Source organism: Streptomyces aurantiogriseus (genome assembly GCF_014649375.1).
GTDB classification, from domain to species: Bacteria; Actinomycetota; Actinomycetes; order Streptomycetales; family Streptomycetaceae; genus Streptomyces; species Streptomyces aurantiogriseus.
Genome location: NZ_BMSX01000002.1, coordinates 498949 through 515697 on the forward strand (window position 1 = coordinate 498949; position 16749 = coordinate 515697).

The 16749-nt window shown below is 71.5% G+C and carries 14 protein-coding genes; 3 read left to right on the plus strand and 11 right to left on the minus strand.

The features are described from left to right. Positions 1–29: 29 nt before the first annotated feature. From pcaDC to IE263_RS05700, 7 genes are read right to left on the minus strand one after another with little or no spacing between them, the layout of a single operon-like run. The gene (gene pcaDC, locus IE263_RS05670) at positions 30–1157 is read right to left on the minus strand and encodes a bifunctional 3-oxoadipate enol-lactonase/4-carboxymuconolactone decarboxylase PcaDC (protein WP_189932823.1); all 1128 of its coding nucleotides are present in this window, start codon (positions 1155–1157) and stop codon (positions 30–32) included. Then, entirely contained in the window at positions 1154–2488 is a 1335-nt protein-coding gene (gene pcaB / locus IE263_RS05675; protein WP_189932825.1) for a 3-carboxy-cis,cis-muconate cycloisomerase, read from the minus strand. Before pcaB ends, pcaDC begins: the two co-directional genes overlap by 4 nt. Next, complete coding sequence (gene pcaG, locus IE263_RS05680; RefSeq protein ID WP_189932827.1) at positions 2485–3090, minus strand: protocatechuate 3,4-dioxygenase subunit alpha; 606 nt, start codon at positions 3088–3090, stop codon at positions 2485–2487. Before pcaG ends, pcaB begins: the two co-directional genes overlap by 4 nt. Positions 3091–3095: 5 nt before the next feature. Continuing rightward, positions 3096–3869, minus strand: coding sequence for a protocatechuate 3,4-dioxygenase subunit beta (gene pcaH, locus IE263_RS05685; RefSeq protein ID WP_189932829.1), 774 nt, complete (start codon positions 3867–3869; stop codon positions 3096–3098). A gap of 16 nt (positions 3870–3885) precedes the next feature. Further along, positions 3886–5088 (minus strand): thiolase family protein, encoded by a 1203-nt coding sequence (locus IE263_RS05690; protein WP_189932831.1) that lies wholly within the window; start codon positions 5086–5088, stop codon positions 3886–3888. 10 nt (positions 5089–5098) lie between these two features. Next, entirely contained in the window at positions 5099–5743 is a 645-nt protein-coding gene (locus tag IE263_RS05695; RefSeq protein WP_189932834.1) for a CoA transferase subunit B, read from the minus strand. Further along, a complete protein-coding gene (locus IE263_RS05700; RefSeq protein ID WP_189932836.1) occupies positions 5743–6525 on the minus strand; it encodes a CoA transferase subunit A in 783 nt (260 codons plus the stop codon). The genes IE263_RS05695 and IE263_RS05700 overlap by 1 nt, the downstream gene beginning before the upstream one ends. Before the next feature lie 221 nt (positions 6526–6746). Between IE263_RS05700 and IE263_RS05705 the strand changes: the two genes are divergently transcribed. Then, positions 6747–7211 (plus strand): MarR family winged helix-turn-helix transcriptional regulator, encoded by a 465-nt coding sequence (locus IE263_RS05705; protein ID WP_189932838.1) that lies wholly within the window; start codon positions 6747–6749, stop codon positions 7209–7211. A 40-nt stretch (positions 7212–7251) separates the two neighbouring features. Here the strand turns inward: IE263_RS05705 and IE263_RS05710 are convergent, their stop codons facing one another. Beyond that, positions 7252–8382, minus strand: coding sequence for a DUF3048 domain-containing protein (locus IE263_RS05710; RefSeq protein ID WP_189932840.1), 1131 nt, complete (start codon positions 8380–8382; stop codon positions 7252–7254). A gap of 217 nt (positions 8383–8599) precedes the next feature. Between IE263_RS05710 and IE263_RS05715 the strand changes: the two genes are divergently transcribed. Then, positions 8600–9790 (plus strand): zinc-dependent alcohol dehydrogenase, encoded by a 1191-nt coding sequence (locus tag IE263_RS05715; RefSeq protein WP_189932843.1) that lies wholly within the window; start codon positions 8600–8602, stop codon positions 9788–9790. A 12-nt stretch (positions 9791–9802) separates the two neighbouring features. Here IE263_RS05715 and IE263_RS05720 read toward each other — a convergent pair whose 3' ends face one another. Further along, positions 9803–10879 carry an ATP-dependent DNA ligase gene (locus tag IE263_RS05720; RefSeq protein ID WP_189932845.1) on the minus strand — a complete coding sequence of 359 codons (1077 nt, stop codon included), beginning with the start codon at positions 10877–10879 and terminating at the stop codon, positions 9803–9805. Positions 10880–10953: 74 nt separating this feature from the next. Between IE263_RS05720 and ligD the strand changes: the two genes are divergently transcribed. Then, positions 10954–11979 (plus strand): non-homologous end-joining DNA ligase, encoded by a 1026-nt coding sequence (ligD, locus tag IE263_RS05725; RefSeq protein ID WP_189932847.1) that lies wholly within the window; start codon positions 10954–10956, stop codon positions 11977–11979. Here the strand turns inward: ligD and IE263_RS05730 are convergent. Both IE263_RS05730 and IE263_RS05735 read right to left on the minus strand, forming a co-directional pair. Continuing rightward, the gene (locus IE263_RS05730) at positions 11966–14179 is read right to left on the minus strand and encodes an OmpL47-type beta-barrel domain-containing protein (RefSeq protein WP_229910823.1); all 2214 of its coding nucleotides are present in this window, start codon (positions 14177–14179) and stop codon (positions 11966–11968) included. The genes ligD and IE263_RS05730 overlap by 14 nt on opposite strands. Continuing rightward, positions 14179–16692: a ThuA domain-containing protein gene (locus IE263_RS05735; RefSeq protein WP_229910803.1), complete on the minus strand. Its 2514-nt coding sequence runs from the start codon at positions 16690–16692 to the stop codon at positions 14179–14181. The genes IE263_RS05730 and IE263_RS05735 overlap by 1 nt, the downstream gene beginning before the upstream one ends. Positions 16693–16749: the final 57 nt, after the last annotated feature.

Here is a 16749-nt window from a genome sequence, read left to right on the forward strand (position 1 = left end):
TCACGCACAGTCGTCGTGGCCCTCGCTCGTCACCCTCGCTCGTCGTCCTCCTCGGCCAGTACCCGCTGGGCCGTCGCGAACGCCGAGTTCGCCGCCGGGACCCCGCAGTAGACGGCCGTCTGGAGCAGGACGGCGCCGATCTCCTCCGGGGTGAGCCCGTTGCGCCGGGCCGCCCGCACATGCATGGCCAGCTCGTCGTAGTGGCCGTGCGCGACCAGCGCGGTCAGCGTGATCAGGCTGCGCTCGCGGCGGCTGAGGGTCGGGTCGGTCCAGATCTCGCCCCAGGCGTAGCGCGAGATGAAGTCCTGGAAGCGGGCGGTGAAGGGGGTCTGCCGGGCCTGCGCCCGGTCGACGTGCGCGTCGCCCAGCACCTGCCGCCGCACCTCCATGCCCCGCCCGGCCCCACCGCCGAAGTGGGCCCGCAAGGCCGTCAGCACCGCTTCGGGGCACTCGGCCGGCGCCAGATGAGAGGCGCCCGGGATCTCGACGAGCGCGGCGCCGGGCACCGCGTCCGCGATCTCCCGCAGATGCGCCGGCGGTGTCGCCGGATCCTCGCGCCCGGCGACCAGCAGCGTGGGCACGGCGATCTCCGGCAGCCGCTCGCGCAGATCGAACGCGGCCAGCGCGTCACAGCAGGCGGCGTACGCCTCGGGGTCGGCGTTCCGGTGGTCGGCGACCAGCTCCGGTACGGTGAAACCGGGCGTGAACCACCGGGCGTTCGCGCTCTCGGCGAGCTCGGCCATCCCCTCGCGCCGCACCAGCGCGGCCCGCTCCTGCCACGGCTTCGCTCCGTTGAAGTGGGCCGAGGAACAGACCACCGCCAGCGACGACACCCGCTCCGGGTGGTGCAGCGCGAGATGCAGGCCCACCGCCCCGCCCAGCGACACCCCGGCGTACGCGAACCGCTCCACGCCGAGGGAGTCGGCGAGCGCCAGCACCAGGCCGGCCAGGTCAGCGACGGTGGCGCCGGGAGCGATCAGGCCGGCGGCGGAGCCCCCGTGCCCCGGCAGGTCCCAGCGGATCACCCGGTGGGTGATGGACAGCTCGGGCGCCACCTTGTCCCACAGGGCGCAGGAGGTGCCCAGCGAGGGCCCGAGCAGCAGCGGGGGAGCGGACACGGGTCCCTCGGCACGGTGGTTGAGCAGCTTCTCGGTCAACGTCGCTCCAGCGCACGGTCGGTGAGGGCTCCGGCGGAGCCGGTGTAGCGGGCGGGGTCGGTGAGGTCACCCAGGTCGACGCCCTTCAACTCTGGTTCGTCAGCCAGGAGTTCAGCGAGGCTGCGGCCCTCGGTGCAGGTCCGCCGGGCGAGGTGTGTGAGCAGCTCCCTGGCCCGGGCACGGCCGAGCAGCGCCGACAGCTCGGCGGACAGCCGTTCCGAAACGATCAGCCCGTGGGTGAGGCCGAGGTGTTCGCGCATGGCGTCCGGGTGGACCTGGAGGCCCTCGGCCAGGTCGGCGGCGTCATGGGCCGCGCCGCCCACCAGCCGGAGCAGGTCCCGCAGCGGCTCCCACTCGGCGTGCCAGGCCCCGGCCGGGCGCTCGTCCTCCGCCGCCGGCGCCCCGTACAGCGTGGCCGCGAGCTGCGGGGCCCGCCGGGCGGCGGCCGCGATCAGCGTGGACCGCACCGGGTTCGCCTTGTGCGGCATGGCCGACGAACCGCCCCCACTGCCCTCCGCGACCTCGGCGATCTCGGTGCGGGAGAGGGTGAGCACGTCCACGGCGAGCTTGCCGAGCGCACCCGCCGCGAAGGCGAGGCACCCGGCCAGATCGGCCACGGGTGTCCGCAGGGTGTGCCAGGGCAGGTCGGGCGTCCGGAGGCCGAGTTCGCGGGCGTACGCCGCCGGCAGCGCGGTCGGATCGCTCGCGCCGTACACCCCGAAGGCTGCCAACGTCCCCGCCGCACCTCCGAGTTGGGCGGGCAGCGAGTCCCGCACGGCCGTCACCCGGTCGCGCGCGTCGAGCACCAGCGACCGCCATCCGGCCGCCTTCAGCCCGAACGTCGTCGGTACGGCGTGCTGGGTGAGTGTCCGCCCCGGCATCGCGGTGTCGCGGTGCTCGGCGGCCAGCCGGGCCAGCGCCCGTTCCGTACGGCCGAGGTCGCCGAGGAGCAGGTCGAGTGTGCGGACGGCGACCAGCATCGTCGCCGTGTCCATGATGTCCTGGCTGGTCGCGCCCCGGTGGACGTAGGAGCCGTACTCGTCGCCGACCGCCTTCGTCAGATCCGCGACCAGGGGAATGACCGGGTTGCCGCCGGCGCGGGCGCGGTCGGCGAGGGAGCGGACGTCGAAGCGGCCGGCGTCCGCTGCCCCGGTCACCCTCGACGCGGCCTCGGCCGGGGCGAGGCCCAGGGCGGCCTGCGCCCGGGTGAGGGCGGCCTCCGCGTCGAGCAGGGCCTGAAGGTAGGCCGTGTCGGCGGTCGCGGAGGCGGCGGGGGAGCCTGCCCACCCCGGGGCGAGCAGGCCGGTGCCGTCGGAATCGGCAGAAGTCACCGGAACTCCAGGAAGACCGTCTCGCCTTCGCCCTGAAGACGGATGTCGAAACGGTAGGTGCCATCGCCCTGCTCCTTGGCGATCAGCGTGTCGCGTCGCGCCTCGTCCAGCTGGGTGAGCAGCGGGTCGGCGGCCAGCGCAGCCTCGTCGCCCGGCAGGTAGATCCGGGTGAACAGGTGCACCAGCAGCCCGCGCGCGAACACAGACACGCTGATGTACGGCGCACTGCGCCCCCGGGCTCCGGGCCGCAACGTCCGCGCGTACCAGTGGCCGTTCGCGTCCGTCTGGATGCGCCCCCAGCCGGTGAACTCCACGCCGTTGCGGCCCAGGTACCCGCCGGTCGCCGGGTCGCGCCGGATCGAACCGTCGGTGGTCGGCACGTTGCCGTCGGGGTCCGCGCCCCACAGCTCCACGAACGCGTCCGGCAGCGGGTTGCCCTCGCCGTCGTACACATACCCCTGGAGCGTGATGGTGTCCGGGTGCCTGATCGGCGCGATGTCACCGCCTCCCGGGAAGGGCAGGGCGTACCCGTAGAAGGGGCCCACCGTGTGCGAGGGAGTGGGCAGGACGGCCTCCGGCCGACTCGTGTCGATCTTCGTCATGGCGGTCAGCGCCCTTCTTCGATCCAGGTGGCGTTCGGGCCGTCCAGCACGATGTCCCAGTGGTAGCCCATCGAGAACTCCGGCACGGACAGGCTGTGGTCGTACGTCGCGACCAGCCGCTGCCGCGCCGCGTCGTCGGTGACGGACTGGATGATCGGGTCGTACGGGAACAGCGGATCGCTCGGGAAGTACATCTGCGTCACGAGCCGCTGCGTGAACGCCGTGCCGAACATCGAGAAGTGGATGTGGGCCGGGCGCCAGGCGTTGACGTGGTTGCGCCAGGGGTAGGGGCCCGGCTGGATGGTGGTGAAGTGGTACCGGCCGTCGTCGTCGGTCAACGTCCGGCCCACGCCGGTGAAGTTCGGGTCCAGCGGGGCGTCGTGCTGCTCGCGCTGGTGGGCGTACCGGCCGGCCGAGTTGGCCTGCCAGATCTCGATCAGCTGGCCGCGGATCGGGCGGCCGTCGCGGTCCAGGAGGCGGCCGGAGACGGTGATGCGCTCGCCGATGGGCTCGCCGTTGTGCTGCCGGGTGAGGTCGTTGTCGATCTCGGTGATGTCGCGCTCGCCGAAGGCGGGGGAGGACAGCTCCACCAGCTCCGGGTCCTGGGTGACGTCGATGGCGACCGGCGGCTGCTTCGGGTGGCGCAGGACGGAGGAGCGGTAGGGGGCGTAGTCGCGGCGCGGGTGGTGTTCGACGGGGGCGCCGTCGGCGATCCGCTTCTCGTACGCGGCGTGCTCGGCCGCGATCTCCTGGTCGATGTCGTGCTGGGTGAGAGTCATGGGGGTTCCTGGGGTCCTAACGTTCGAGGACGAGGGCGAGGCCCTGGCCCACGCCGATGCAGAGGGTGGCGACACCGATGCCGGTACCGCGCCGGGCGAGCTGGTGGGCGACCGTGCCGGCGAGGCGGGCACCGGAGGCGCCCAGCGGGTGGCCGAGGGCGATGGCGCCGCCCTGCGGGTTGAGGAGCGCCGGGTCGAACTCGGGCCACTCGGCGACACAGCCCAGTACCTGCGCGGCGAAGGCCTCGTTCAGCTCCAGCACGGACAGGTCGTCGAATCCCCTGCCCGCCTTGGCCAGCGCGCGGTTGACGGCCTCGACGGGGGCGAGTCCGAAGTAGTGCGGGTCGATCGCCGACACACCGGTGGCGGACACCCGGGCGAGCGGTTCGCGGCCGGTGGCCCTCAGGCCCTCCTCGTCGACCAGGAGCAGGGCGGCGGCGCCGTCGTTGAGCGGCGAGGCGTTGCCCGCGGTGACCGTCCCGCCGGACGTACGGAAGGACGGCTTGAGCTTGGCCATCGCCGCCAGTGACGCATCGGCGCGTACGCACTCGTCGGCGGCGACGACCACCGGCTCGCCCTTGCGCTGTGGGACCGACACGGGCGCCAGCTCGGCGTCGAAGAGGCCCTCCGCCTGCGCCTCGGCCGCCTTCTGGTGACTGCGCAGGGCGAACTCGTCCTGCTGCTCACGCGTGATCTTGTGCTTGTCCGCGATCAGTTCGGCCGACTCACCCAGCGGGACGGTCCACTGCGGGTCCATCCTCGGGTTGACCATGCGCCAGCCCAGCGTGGTCGAGTACAGCTCGGCGTGCCCGGCCGGGAACGCCTTGTCCGACTTGGGCAGCACGTACGGCGCCCGGGTCATCGACTCCACACCACCCGCCACGGCGACGGAGGCGTCGCCGACCGCGATGGCGCGAGCCGCCTGGACGACCGCCTCGAGGCCGGAGGCGCACAGCCGGTTGACCGTCACCCCCGGCACGGAGGTGGGCAGGCCGGCCAGCAGCGCGGCCATGCGGCCGACGTTGCGGTTCTCCTCGCCGGCCCCGTTGGCGTTGCCGAAGTAGACGTCCTCGATCCGGGTCGGGTCCAACTCCGGTGTGCGGCCGAGGAGTTCGCGGATGGCGTGGGCGGCGAGGTCGTCCGGGCGCACCGAGGACAGACCGCCGTTGTAGCGTCCGACCGGGGTGCGGACCGCGTCGACGATGTAGACGTCCTTCACTTCAGGTCCTTCACTTCAGGTCGTCCGCGACGATCAGCTTGGCGTCGGTCTTGGCGGTGATCTCGTCGAGGCTCACCCCGGGCGCGGTCTCGACGAGCACCAGTCCCTCGTCGGTGACGTCGAGGACGCCGAGGTCGGTGATGATCCGGTTCACACACGCCTTGCCGGTGAGGGGCAGCGCGCACTCGGTGAGGATCTTCGGGGAGCCGTCCTTGGCGGTGTGGGTCATCACGACGATGACGGTGCGGGCGCCGTGGACGAGGTCCATCGCCCCGCCGATCCCGGTGATCATCTTGCCGGGGATGGCCCAGTTGGCCAGGTCGCCCCGCTCCGACACCTGCATCGCACCGAGTACGGCGACGTCGATGTGCCCGCCGCGGATCATCGAGAACGACAGCGCCGAGTCGAAGAAGGACGCCCCCGGCAGGACCGTCACCGTCTCCTTGCCCGCGTTGATCAGGTCGGGGTCGACCTGGTCCTCGGTGGGGTAGGGGCCGGTGCCCAGGATGCCGTTCTCCGACTCCAGGACCACCTCGACGTCGTCCGGGAGGTAGTTGGGGATGAGGGTCGGCAGTCCGATGCCGAGGTTGACGTACTGGCCGTCCCGCAGCTCGCGCGCGGTGCGGGCGGCCATCTCCTCGCGTGTCCAGGCCATCAGTGGCTCACCGTCCCTCGTGCCTCAGGCGCGGAAATCGTGCGCTGTTCGATGCCCTTGTCGGCCGCCTGCTCGGGGGTCAGCGCGACGACGCGCTGCACGAAGATGCCGGGCAGGTGCACCGCGTCCGGGTCGATCCCGCCGGGCTCGACCAGTTCCTCGACCTCGGCGACGGTGATCCGGCCGGCCATCGCGGCCAGCGGGTTGAAGTTGCGGGAGGACTTGTTGAAGACCAGGTTGCCGTGCCGGTCGCCCTTCGCCGCCCTGACCAGCGCGAAGTCGGTGCGGATCCCGCGCTCCAGCACGTACTCCGTGCCGTCGAACTCGCGGACCTCCTTCGGCGGCGAGGCCAGCGCCACCCCGCCCGCACCGTCGTAGCGCCACGGCAGACCGCCCTCGGCGACCTGCGTGCCCACGCCGGCGGGGGTGTAGAAGGCGGGGATGCCGGCGCCGCCGGCCCGCAGCCGCTCGGCGAGCGTGCCCTGCGGGATCATCTCCACCTCCAGCTCCCCGGCCAGGTACTGGCGCGCGAACTCCTTGTTCGCCCCGATGTTGGAACCGGTCACCCGGGAGATCCGCCCGGCGGCGAGCAGCACCGCGAGGCCGGACTCCATCGCCCCGCAGTTGTTGGAGACGACCGAAAGTCCGGCGACGCCCCGCTCGTACAGCGCCCGGATCAGCACGTTCGGCACACCGCTCAGCCCGAATCCGCCCACCGCGAGCGACGCGCCGTCCGGCACATCGGCCACGGCCTCCAGGGCCGTGGCGACCACCTTGTCCATCCGTGAAGCCCCATCCCGTCCGAGCGCCCATCGCGGCCAAGGCCAACAATTAGTCAGGGCACTGATTATTTCAGCGAGGTGCCCTTCACGCTGCCACCGGACGGGCAGGGCGTCAAGGTCTCGGGAAAAGGCGAGGTCAGATCGCGGGCGCGAGCCGGAGACAGTCACGCCGCTGCCCGGTATTGTTCAGTACACCAACGAAAACGACCTCGGGAGCGCACATGGCCGCGGTGGACCTCTCCACCCACCCCGGGCACCTGGCCCGGCGGCTGCAGCAGGCGCACTACCTGCTGTGGAACACGATGGTTTCCGAGGAGATCACCTCACCGCAGTTCGCGGTGCTGAACGCGCTCGTCGCCGAACCCGGCCTGGACCAGCGCACGGTGGGGGAGCGGGTGGGGCTCGACCGCTCCACGATCGCCGAGGTGATCAGCCGCCTCGGCCGGCGCGGACTGCTCGACAAGGTCCGCGACCCGCAGGACGGCCGCCGCTTCCTGCTGCGCCTCACCGACGAGGGGCTGCGCACCCACCGCAAGCTGACCGTGCGCACGGCCCGGATGAACCAGGTGTTCCTGGCCCCGCTCTCCGCCGAGGAGCAGACAGTCTTCTTCGACCTCATCCAGCGCGTCTCGGACGCGGCCGAGGGGCTCCGCAACCCGGCGGAATCCCTCGCCGCCCCCTCCTGACCGCCCCGCACGCCTTGCCCGCGCCTCCCTCAGGTCCCCCTCACGCCTTCGCGTACACCACCCACACCTGGCCCTCGGCGAAGGCGACCGGCCGGCCGTCCCGGGTCGTGAACTCCGTGCCGTCCAGGGCGCTCGCCCGCTTCCAGTTCACGTCGTGGACACGCCCGTCGCGCAGCACCTCCGCCCTGCCCGACCCCACCGTCTCGGTGTACGGCGTGTTGTTGCCGAGGAAGTCCTGGAAGGCCGACGGGCGGACCTCGACGTACTGCACGACCACCGTCGCCGGCGCCACCGCGCCCCCGTCGGTCGTCGTGGCCGCCGTGCCGTCCATCGACACCAGCCAGCGGCCCCGGCTCTCGGACCAGGCGAAGGTGTAGCGGGCCGCCGGGTAGCGCACGGTCCGCGAGGTCTCCGGCGTGCCGCCGGAGGGTGCGGGGCCGTACTGGAAGCCGGTGGTCAGCGCGGCCGCGCCCGGTGCGGAGGGGAGCACCCGGTCGGGGCGCAGGAACAGGTTGTGGGGCGCGGACCTGTCCCGGTCGCGGTAGTAGGCGCCCTTCGCCTGCTCGGGTGTGACCGCCTCCAGCGGCGCCTTGTCGATCAGCGGCAGCAGCTTGCTCTGCGCCCCGGAGAAGGCCAGCACCGGCCGGTCGAACTGGCGCAGCAGCTCCAGATCGGACTCGCGGGCGCTGCGCACCGGCCCGACGGCCTGCGGCAGCTTGGTCGCGTACACCGCCATCAGCCGGCTCAGACCGCCCTCGACCTGTTCGACGTACACGACGTCCGCGGAGTTCAGGCCGGTGTGGGGCCGGGCGGCGCGGGCATTGTCGATCTTCACGACGAGTGGCGAGCCGACGGCGGAGGGGGTCACGCCGGCGCCGGCGGCCGGCGAACCGGAGGCGGTGGCGGAGGGGACCACGCCGCCACTGCGGCTCGGCTCCGGGCCCCCGCCACGGCCGTCGTCGGCCGGCCCGCCTCGTGTGGCGCAGCCGGCGGTCAGGGAGGCCGCGAGCGTGGCGGCGAGGACGGCCGCCACGGTCAGTCTCCGGCGGGCTCCTCGTCCCGCGACCGTTCTCGTCACGACCGGTCTCGCCGTGTCCGGCTTCGCCGTGTCCGGCTTCGCCGTGTCCGGCTTCGCCGTGTCCGGTCTAGCGCCCGCCGTCGCCACGTCCATCGTCGCCACCCCGTTTCGTGCCTTGATTGTGCGCTTATCGGATGTTTGGTGGCTATACCCGATCAGTTTTGATTTTGCGCATTAAATAGGCCGATTGGTCCAGGTCGGGCTCCCTGCTGGGGTTCGGGACCGGGGCGCCGGGTACCCGGGCCGCACCCAGGACCCGGCCCCCCGAGACGGCGGGCCCCCCGAACTTCGGTGGAGGGAGCGCGGCACGATGAAGGCAGTGACCTGGCAGGGGAAGCGGGACGTTCGGGTGGAGACCGTGCCCGATCCGACGATCCAGGAACCGACGGACGCCGTCATCCGCGTCACGTCCACCGGACTGTGCGGCTCCGACCTGCACCTCTACGAGGTGCTCACCGCGTTCATGACCCCGGGCGACATCCTCGGCCACGAGCCCATGGGTATCGTCGAGGAGGTCGGCCCCGGTGTGCCCGACCTCAAGGCCGGCGACCGGGTCGTGGTGCCGTTCCAGATCGCCTGCGGCGACTGCTGGATGTGTCTGAACTCCCTGTTCACCCAGTGCGAGACCACCCAGGTCACCGGCGAGGGCATGGGCGCCGCCCTGTTCGGCTACACCCGCCTGTACGGCGCGGTGCCCGGCGGCCAGGCCGAGTACCTGCGCGTCCCGCAGGCCCAGTTCGGCCCCATCAAGGTGCCGGAGGGCCCGCCCGACGACCGCTTCGTCTATCTCTCCGACGTCCTGCCCACCGCCTGGCAGGCGGTCTCCTACGCCGACGTCCCCCAGGGCGGCAGCGTCGCCGTGCTCGGTCTCGGCCCCATCGGCGACATGGCCTGCCGCATCGCCCAACTGCGGGGCGCCGGGCGGGTGTTCGGCGTGGACCTGGTCGGCGACCGGCTGCGCCGGGCCCGCGCACGGGGCGTGGAGACGTACGACCTGCGCAGCTTCGACAACGAGAAGGAACTGGTCGCCGCGATCCGCGACGAGACCGACGGCCGCGGCCCGGACGCCGTGATCGACGCCGTCGGCACCGAGGCCCACGGCAGCGCCGCCGCCAAGCTGGCCCAGCAGGCCGCGGGCATGCTGCCCCGCAAGATCGGCGGCCCCTTCGCCGAGCGCTTCAGCGTCGACCGGCTCGCCGCCTTCCACACCGCCATCGAGCTGGTGCGCCGCGGCGGCACCATCTCGCTGTCCGGCGTGTACGGCGGCATGGCCGACCCGCTGCCGATGCTCACCATGTTCGACAAGCAGATCCAGCTGCGGATGGGCCAGGCCAACGTGCGCCGCTGGAGCGACGACATCATCCCGTACCTCACGGACGAGGACCCGCTCGGCGTCGACGACTTCGCCACCCACCGGCTGCCGCTGTCGGAGGCCCCGCAGGCGTACGAGATGTTCCAGCACAAGCGGGACGGCGCGGTGAAGATCCTGATGACGCCGTGAGTCACCCCTCAGTCACACCTCGGGAGGAGCCCCCAGGATCTCCGTGAGGTCGTAGCGCACCGGCTCCTCCAGCTGCGCGTACGTGCAGCTCTCCGGGGTCCGGTCCGGGCGCCAGCGGCGGAAGCGGGCCGTGTGCCGGAACCGGGCCCCGTTCTCCATGTGGTCGTACGCCACCTCGGCCACCCGCTCCGGCCTGAGCGGCACCCAGGACAGGTCCTTCTTGCCCGACCAGCGGCTCGGCGCACCGGGCAGCCGGGCCGTCTCGTGCGCGGCCTCCTGCGACCAGGCGGCCCAGGGGTGGCTCTCGGCGTCCGCCATGCGCAGCGGCTCCAGCTCCGCCACCAGCTCGGCCCGGCGCTTCATGGAGAAGGCTGCGGACACACCGACGTGCTGGAGGACGCCCCGGTCGTCGTACAGGCCCAACAGCAGCGAGCCGACCACCGGTCCGCTCTTGTGGAGGCGGTAGCCGGCCACGACCACGTCCGCCGTGCGCTCGTGCTTGACCTTGAACATCGCGCGCTCGTCCTGGAGGTAGGGCAAGGTGAGCGGCTTGGCGATCACACCGTCCAGGCCCGCCCCCTCGTACTCGTCGAACCACTGCCGCGCCACCTCGACGTCCGTGGTCGCCGGGGCCAGGTGCACGGGCGGCGTCACTCCGGCCAGCGCCCTGGTCAGCAGCGCCCGCCGGTCGCTCAGCGGCACGTCGAGCAGCGACTCGTCGTCCAGCGCCAGCAGGTCGAAGGCCACGAAGGACGCCGGGGTCCGCTCGGCGAGCATGCGCACCCGGGAGTCCGCCGGGTGGATCCGCTCGGTCAGCGCGTCGAAGTCCAGCCGCCCCTCCCGCGCGATCACGATCTCCCCGTCCAGCACGCACCGCTCGGGCACCCGCTCCCTGAGCGCCCCCACCAGCTCGGGAAAGTACCTGGTCAGCGGCTTCCCGGTACGGCTGCCCAACTCGATGTCAAAGCCGTCGCGGAACGCGATCGCCCGGAAGCCGTCCCACTTCGCCTCGTACTGCATACCCGGCGGGATCACCGCCACCGACTTGGCGAGCATCGGCTTCACGGGTGGCATCACCGGCAGATCCATGGTCCGATTCTGCGCTTCTTCGTGACGTGTCGCCCAGTGTGCGAGCGGTGAGAGGTACGCCTACCGTGGCTCGCATGGGCGAAGCGGTGGAACTGGAAGCGGGCGGCCGGACCGTACGGCTGTCCAGCCCCGACAAGGTCTTCTTCCCGGAGCGCGGTTTCACCAAGCTGGACCTCGCCCGGTACTACCAGGCGGTCGCCCCCGGGGCCCTGCGCGCCCTGCGCAACCGGCCCACCACCCTGGAGCGCTACCCGGACGGCGTGACCGGCGAGTCCTTCTTCCAGAAGCGGGCCCCGAAGAACATGCCCGACTGGATCCCGACCGCCCACATCACCTTCCCCAGCGGCCGTTCCGCCGACGAGATGTGCCCCACCGAGGAGGCGGCGGTGCTGTGGGCCGCCCAGTACGGCACCCTCACCTTCCACCCCTGGCCCGTCCGCCGCACCGACGTCGACCGCCCCGACGAACTCCGCATCGACCTCGACCCGCAGCCCGGCACCGACTACGCCGACGCCGTCCGCGCCGCCCACGAACTGCGCGCCGTCCTCGACGAGTTCGGCGGCCTGCGCGGCTGGCCCAAGACCTCCGGCGGCCGGGGCCTGCACGTGTTCGTGCCGATCGAGCCGCGCTGGACCTTCACCCAGGTCCGGCGTGCCGCCATCGCCGTCGGCCGCGAGATGGAACGCCGGATGCCGGAACGCGTGACGATCAAGTGGTGGAAGGAGGAACGGGGCGAACGCATCTTCCTGGACTACAACCAGACCGCCCGCGACCGCACCATCGCCTCCGCCTACTCCGTACGGCCCCGCCCGCACGCCCCCGTCTCGGCGCCCCTGCGCTGGGAGGAGGTCGGCGAGGCCCGCCCCCGCGACTTCGACATCGCGACGATGCCGGGCCGCTACGCCCGGCTCGGCGACGTGCACGCCGACATGGACGACCACGCCTACTCCCTGGACGCGCTGCTGGAACTGGCCGCGAAGGACGAACGCGACCACGGGCTCGGTGATCTGCCGTACCCGCCCGAGTATCCGAAGATGCCGGGCGAACCCAGGCGGGTACAGCCGAGCCGCGCGAAGAAGGAGCCGCCTACAGGTCCTTGATCCGGATGTCCCGGTAGGACACCACGTCCGTCGTGCCGTGCACCTGGAGCCCGAGGTAACCGGAGGCGAACCGGCGCCCGTCCGTGCCCGGGTCGTCCGAGCGGGGCGGGGCGAAGTCCAGGCCGCCGATGTTGTCGAACTCGTTGATCAGCACACCGTTGCGGTAGACCGAGTAGTGCTGGTCGACGACACGGATCTCGTAGTCGTTCCAGGTGCCCTTCTGCGTCACGCCCGCGCCCGCCAGGCCCACGCGGTCGAAGCCGTAGACCGAGCCGGTCTTGTACATGTCGCCGTCGGGCCGGTCCAGCACCTGCACCTCGTGCCCGTACTTGATGGCGACCCACTCCGGACGCGACTCCTCGGGATGGCCGTGGACCCCCGGGAAGCGCACGAATACACCGGAGTTGGCGTTGCCCGTGCCCGGAGCGTCGTCACGCCACTGGAGCCGGAGCGAGAAGTCGCCGTACTTGCGCTGCGGGAACCACAGCATGCCGAGGCCGGGCTTCGTCGTGCCCGAGGTGATCGACCCGTCGGCGTTCAGGGCGAAGGATCCGCCGCCGACCTGCTCCCACTGGGCGAAGGACTCCGCGCTGCCGTCGAGGATCGTGCGGTAGCCCGCGGTCTGCCCGGGTCTGCCGATGCCGGACGCGCGAGCCGCCTCGAGGACGGCGTCGTACTCCCGCTCGTCGACGACCCCTTCCCTGAACAGCCGGTCCATGACCGTCTTCACATGCTTGAGGAAGAGCGCGTGGGACGTCCACTCCTTCTCGTCCTCGATCAACTCGTTGATTCGGCAGCGGTTGTCGGTCACCCGGTTCGGTACGCCCGTGTCGACCGTGCCGACGATCACGGTCAACCGCTCGTCCCACTCGGGGCAGTTGGGCGCGGGCACGCCGCCGCCGGCCACCACGGTGAAACTCACGGTCCGCGCCTCGGACGTGTTGCCCGCCTTGTCGGTCGCCCGGTAGGCCAGTGTGTGGGTACCGGCGCGGTCGACGATGACGGGGATGGTGTATGCAATGTACGGTCCACCGTCGAGCGAATACTCGATCCGATCCACACCCGAACCGTGCGCGTCTGTCGCACTGACGGTCACCTTGGCGTTGCCGACGTAGGCACCGTCGGAGTTGCGTGTGCCGTCGACGGTCACGCCCGTCACCGGGGGAGTGGTGTCCTGTGGGGGTGCGGAGACGACCGTGAACGTGACGCTCTTCTCGGCGGAGACGTTGCCGGCCTTGTCGGTGGCGCGGTAGCGGACGGTGTGGGTGCCGAGCTGATGGAGCATCACGGGGGCGGTGTACGGTAGCCAGTCGCCCGTGGAGCCGACCGCATACTGTATACGGTCGACCCCCGACCCCGTATCGGATGCGCTGACCGTCACGGTGGCCATGTCGACGTACGCCCCGTCGGCGTTCTGTTCCCCGCTCACCGTCGCCGATGTCTCCGGCGGCGTCGTGTCGTCCGTCTGCGGCGCCACGACGGTGAACTCGACGCTCTTCTCGGCGGAGACGTTGCCGGCCTTGTCGAAGGCCCGGTGGCGGATCGTGTGACGGCCGATCTGGTCGACGACGACCGGGGCGGTGTACGGCATCCAGTCGCCCGTGTCGCCGACCGCATACTGGATCCGGTCGACCCCCGACCCGCCCTCGTCGTCCGTCGCCCCGATCGCGACGCTCGCCGACCCGACGTACTCACCCTGCGCGTTCTGCGTCCCGCTCACCCGCGCCGATGTCTCCGGAGCCGTCGTGTCCTCGCCGCCGCCCTCGGTCACCACCAGGATGCCCTGCATCTGCCCGTGACCGGGGATCGTGCAGTGGTAGAAGTAGCGGCCCGGGGTGAGGGTGACCTCGGCGGTGTGGCGGCCGCCCTGGTCGTCGGCCGGGTTGGCGAGGATGTTGAGCTGGACGTCGCTGTTGAACTCGGGATCGGACGTCACGAACGTCAACGTGTGCGGCATCCCCGTGGTGTTGCCGGTCGCCGCGCTGTTCTCGAAGACGATCGTCGCCGCTCCGGCCACCGCCGTCGCGGGCGCCGAGGTGTACTTCGTGATGTCGTCGCCGGCGGTCCAGGTGAGTACCTGGGCGGCGGCCCGGTCGGGTGGATCGCTCTGCCCGGCGGCAGGCACCGCCTGGAGCCCGAGCACGGCCAGCAGCCCCGCCAAGAGGGCTGCCAGAACTCTTCGTTGGCGCAACAGACGCATCATCGGACTCCCCTCGCCAGCTGGTCGGCGGCCGGGGTCGCGGCGCCGCCCGTGTACGTCACCCGCCACAACGCCGACTTGGCGTCGGAGGTGAAGAAGCCCCGGCCGTAGTCGAGGACGTACAGGGCGCCGTCCGGACCGAACTTCCAGTCCATGAGGTTCTTGATGCCGTCGTTGCCGACCGGCACGATCCTCTTCAGTGACTCCGAGTGGACGGGCAGACCGCCGTTGCCCTGGGTCGCCGGGTTCATCAGCACCGCGTTGCGCGGCTGGTCGGCGTCGTAGAAGTCGCCGACGAACCACTTGCCGTCCCAGTACGCGGGCCACTTGGCCGCGCTCGCGCCCGCGGCGTCGTAGCGGTAGACGGGCCCGTTCATCGCGGCCTGCCCGCCGCCCTTGAGCCACGGCAGCCGGTAGGTGGCCTCCTCCTTCTTGTACGAGGGGACGCCGTTCGCGTCGCGCGGGTAGTCGGGGGCGCCGCCCTGGGGCGCGTACCAGATGTTGTTGCCGGTCACCGGCGGCAGGTTGACCAGGCCGTCGTTGTTCGGGGACTCGTTCTTCGGGTGGTCGCAGTCGTACCAGCCCAGCGGCTGCGACGGATCCGGAAGATTGCGGTCCCGGTAGGGCTGCTTGTTGCCCATGCAGTACGGCCAGCCCCGGTTGCCCGCCCCGGTGATGACGGCGAACGTGTCGTACTTCGCCGGACCCCAGGTCGGTGACGGCTCGCTCGCGTCCGGGCCGACCCAGCCCGCGTACAGGATGTCGGTCGTCCGGTCGACGAAGATGCGCGCGGGGTTGCGCACGCCCATCACATAGATCTCGCCGCGGGTCTTGCCGCCGCCCTCGTCGGTCTCCCGGCCGGTGAAGAGGTTCCCCTCCGGGAGGGTGTACGTGCCGTCGGGTTCCGGATGGATACGCAGGATCTTGCCGTTGAGGTTGTTGGTGTTGCCGGCGGTGCGGCGCGCGTCGGCGAAGGAGACGCCCTTGTAGTTCGGCTGGGGGTTGTTGCCGGAGTAACCGCCGCTGAATCCACTGGAGTTGTTGTCGCCGGTCGCGATGTACAGGTTGCCCTCGGAGTCCCAGGCCATCCCGCCGCCGGCGTGGCAGCAACTGTGGATCTGGACCGGCCACTTGAGCAGGACCCTCTCGCTGCCGAGGTCCAGCTTGTTCGTGGCGTGGTCGAGGGTGAAGCGGGAGACGCGCCGCTCGGCCATGCGGGTGTCGCGGTTGATCTGCGAGTGGGGCGTGTAGTGCAGGTACACCCAGCCGTTCTGCTCGAAGCGCGGGTCGAGCTCGATGCCGAGGAGGCCTTCCTCGACCTTGACCAGCTCGTCGCCTCCGCCCTTGTTGCCGAAGACGGTCAACTCGCCTGCCGGCGTGACCTTCTTGGTCTGCGGGTCGTAGACGTGGATCTGGCCCTTGCCCTTGCCGATGTCGGGGTTGTTCCAGTCGGTGACGACGGGCTGGGAGGAGTCGGCGCCGCCCCGGCCGATGTAGAGCACGCGGCCGTCGGGGGCGGTGACCAGGCCGTGCGGTTCGCCGATCTGGTCGTTTCGGCCTGGCTGGTTGGGTTGGGTCAGCCGTTCCGCCTTGTAGTTGCCGGTGATCGTCGCCTTGCAGTCGGCCTGCACGAGGCGCGTGGTCCACAGCAGCGCTCCGCGCAGGTGCGCACGGAAGTCCGTCTCGTCGTACGACGACACCGTGCCGCCCATGCCCGTGTAGAAGGAGCGGCCGCCGTCGTAGTCGCGGCACCAGCTGATGGGATGGTCCCAGCCGTTGGCGCTCGCTCCCGGCTGGTAGCTCGACTCCCGCACCCGCGCGACGGTGTGCACCGAGCCGGAGGGGTTGCGCACCCAGTTGGGCCACTGGTCGGGGCGCTTCCACTCCACCGGCACGTCCTTGGTGGCCGGGTGCAGCCGGTCGCCGACCTCGACCACCGCCCGCTGCACGGCCGTGGGGCTGGAAGCGGCAGGACGGGCGCCGATCAGGCCGGTGAACCAGTCCGAGTACGGTTCCGCGCGCGCCGCGTCATGCACGCCGACGAAACCGCCGCCCGCCTCCATGTAGGCCTCCAGACCCGCCTCCTGCTCCGGATCGAGGACGTCACCACCGCCCGTCAGGAAGACGACGGCGTTGTAACGGCCCAGCCGGGTCCCGTCGGTGAAGACCGAGGCGTCGTCCGTGGCCTCGACCTCGAAGCGCTGGTCCGCCGCACCGGACAGGCCGATCCGCTCGATCGCCTCGATCCCGGCGTTGACGACGGGCGACTCCTCCCCGGCCGCCGCCGACCCGTAGAAGACCAGTACCTGTACGTCGGCGCCGCCTGGCGGCGACTTCACGGACATCGTTGTCAGGGGTGGCTCGGGGAACGGGCGGGCGTTCGCGGCCGGGCCGGACAGCAGCCCGGCGGCGACGGCCCCGGCAGCCGCGGTGGCCACCCAGACCCGTCTTCTCGTGCATCCCGTACTGCTCGCGCTCGGTGCGCTTCTTGTGCTCAACCCTCGTAAGTGCATGGGCACCTCCTCGGTCACAGCGACAGCGCCAAGGAAGCTAGACCCCTTTGCGTCACT

Coding starts and splice junctions, on each gene's coding strand:
- pcaG (WP_189932827.1), bottom strand. CDS start 3,090: ATGACGAAGATCGACACGAGTCGGCCGGAGGCCGTCCTGCCCACTCCC.
- pcaH (WP_189932829.1), bottom strand. CDS start 3,869: ATGACTCTCACCCAGCACGACATCGACCAGGAGATCGCGGCCGAGCAC.
- IE263_RS05695 (WP_189932834.1), bottom strand. CDS start 5,743: ATGGCCTGGACACGCGAGGAGATGGCCGCCCGCACCGCGCGCGAGCTG.
- IE263_RS05700 (WP_189932836.1), bottom strand. CDS start 6,525: ATGGACAAGGTGGTCGCCACGGCCCTGGAGGCCGTGGCCGATGTGCCG.
- IE263_RS05705 (WP_189932838.1), top strand. CDS start 6,747: ATGGCCGCGGTGGACCTCTCCACCCACCCCGGGCACCTGGCCCGGCGG.
- IE263_RS05710 (WP_189932840.1), bottom strand. CDS start 8,382: ATGGACGTGGCGACGGCGGGCGCTAGACCGGACACGGCGAAGCCGGAC.
- IE263_RS05715 (WP_189932843.1), top strand. CDS start 8,600: ATGAAGGCAGTGACCTGGCAGGGGAAGCGGGACGTTCGGGTGGAGACC.
- IE263_RS05720 (WP_189932845.1), bottom strand. CDS start 10,879: ATGGATCTGCCGGTGATGCCACCCGTGAAGCCGATGCTCGCCAAGTCG.
- ligD (WP_189932847.1), top strand. CDS start 10,954: ATGGGCGAAGCGGTGGAACTGGAAGCGGGCGGCCGGACCGTACGGCTG.
- IE263_RS05730 (WP_229910823.1), bottom strand. CDS start 14,179: ATGCGTCTGTTGCGCCAACGAAGAGTTCTGGCAGCCCTCTTGGCGGGG.
- IE263_RS05735 (WP_229910803.1), bottom strand. CDS start 16,692: ATGCACTTACGAGGGTTGAGCACAAGAAGCGCACCGAGCGCGAGCAGT.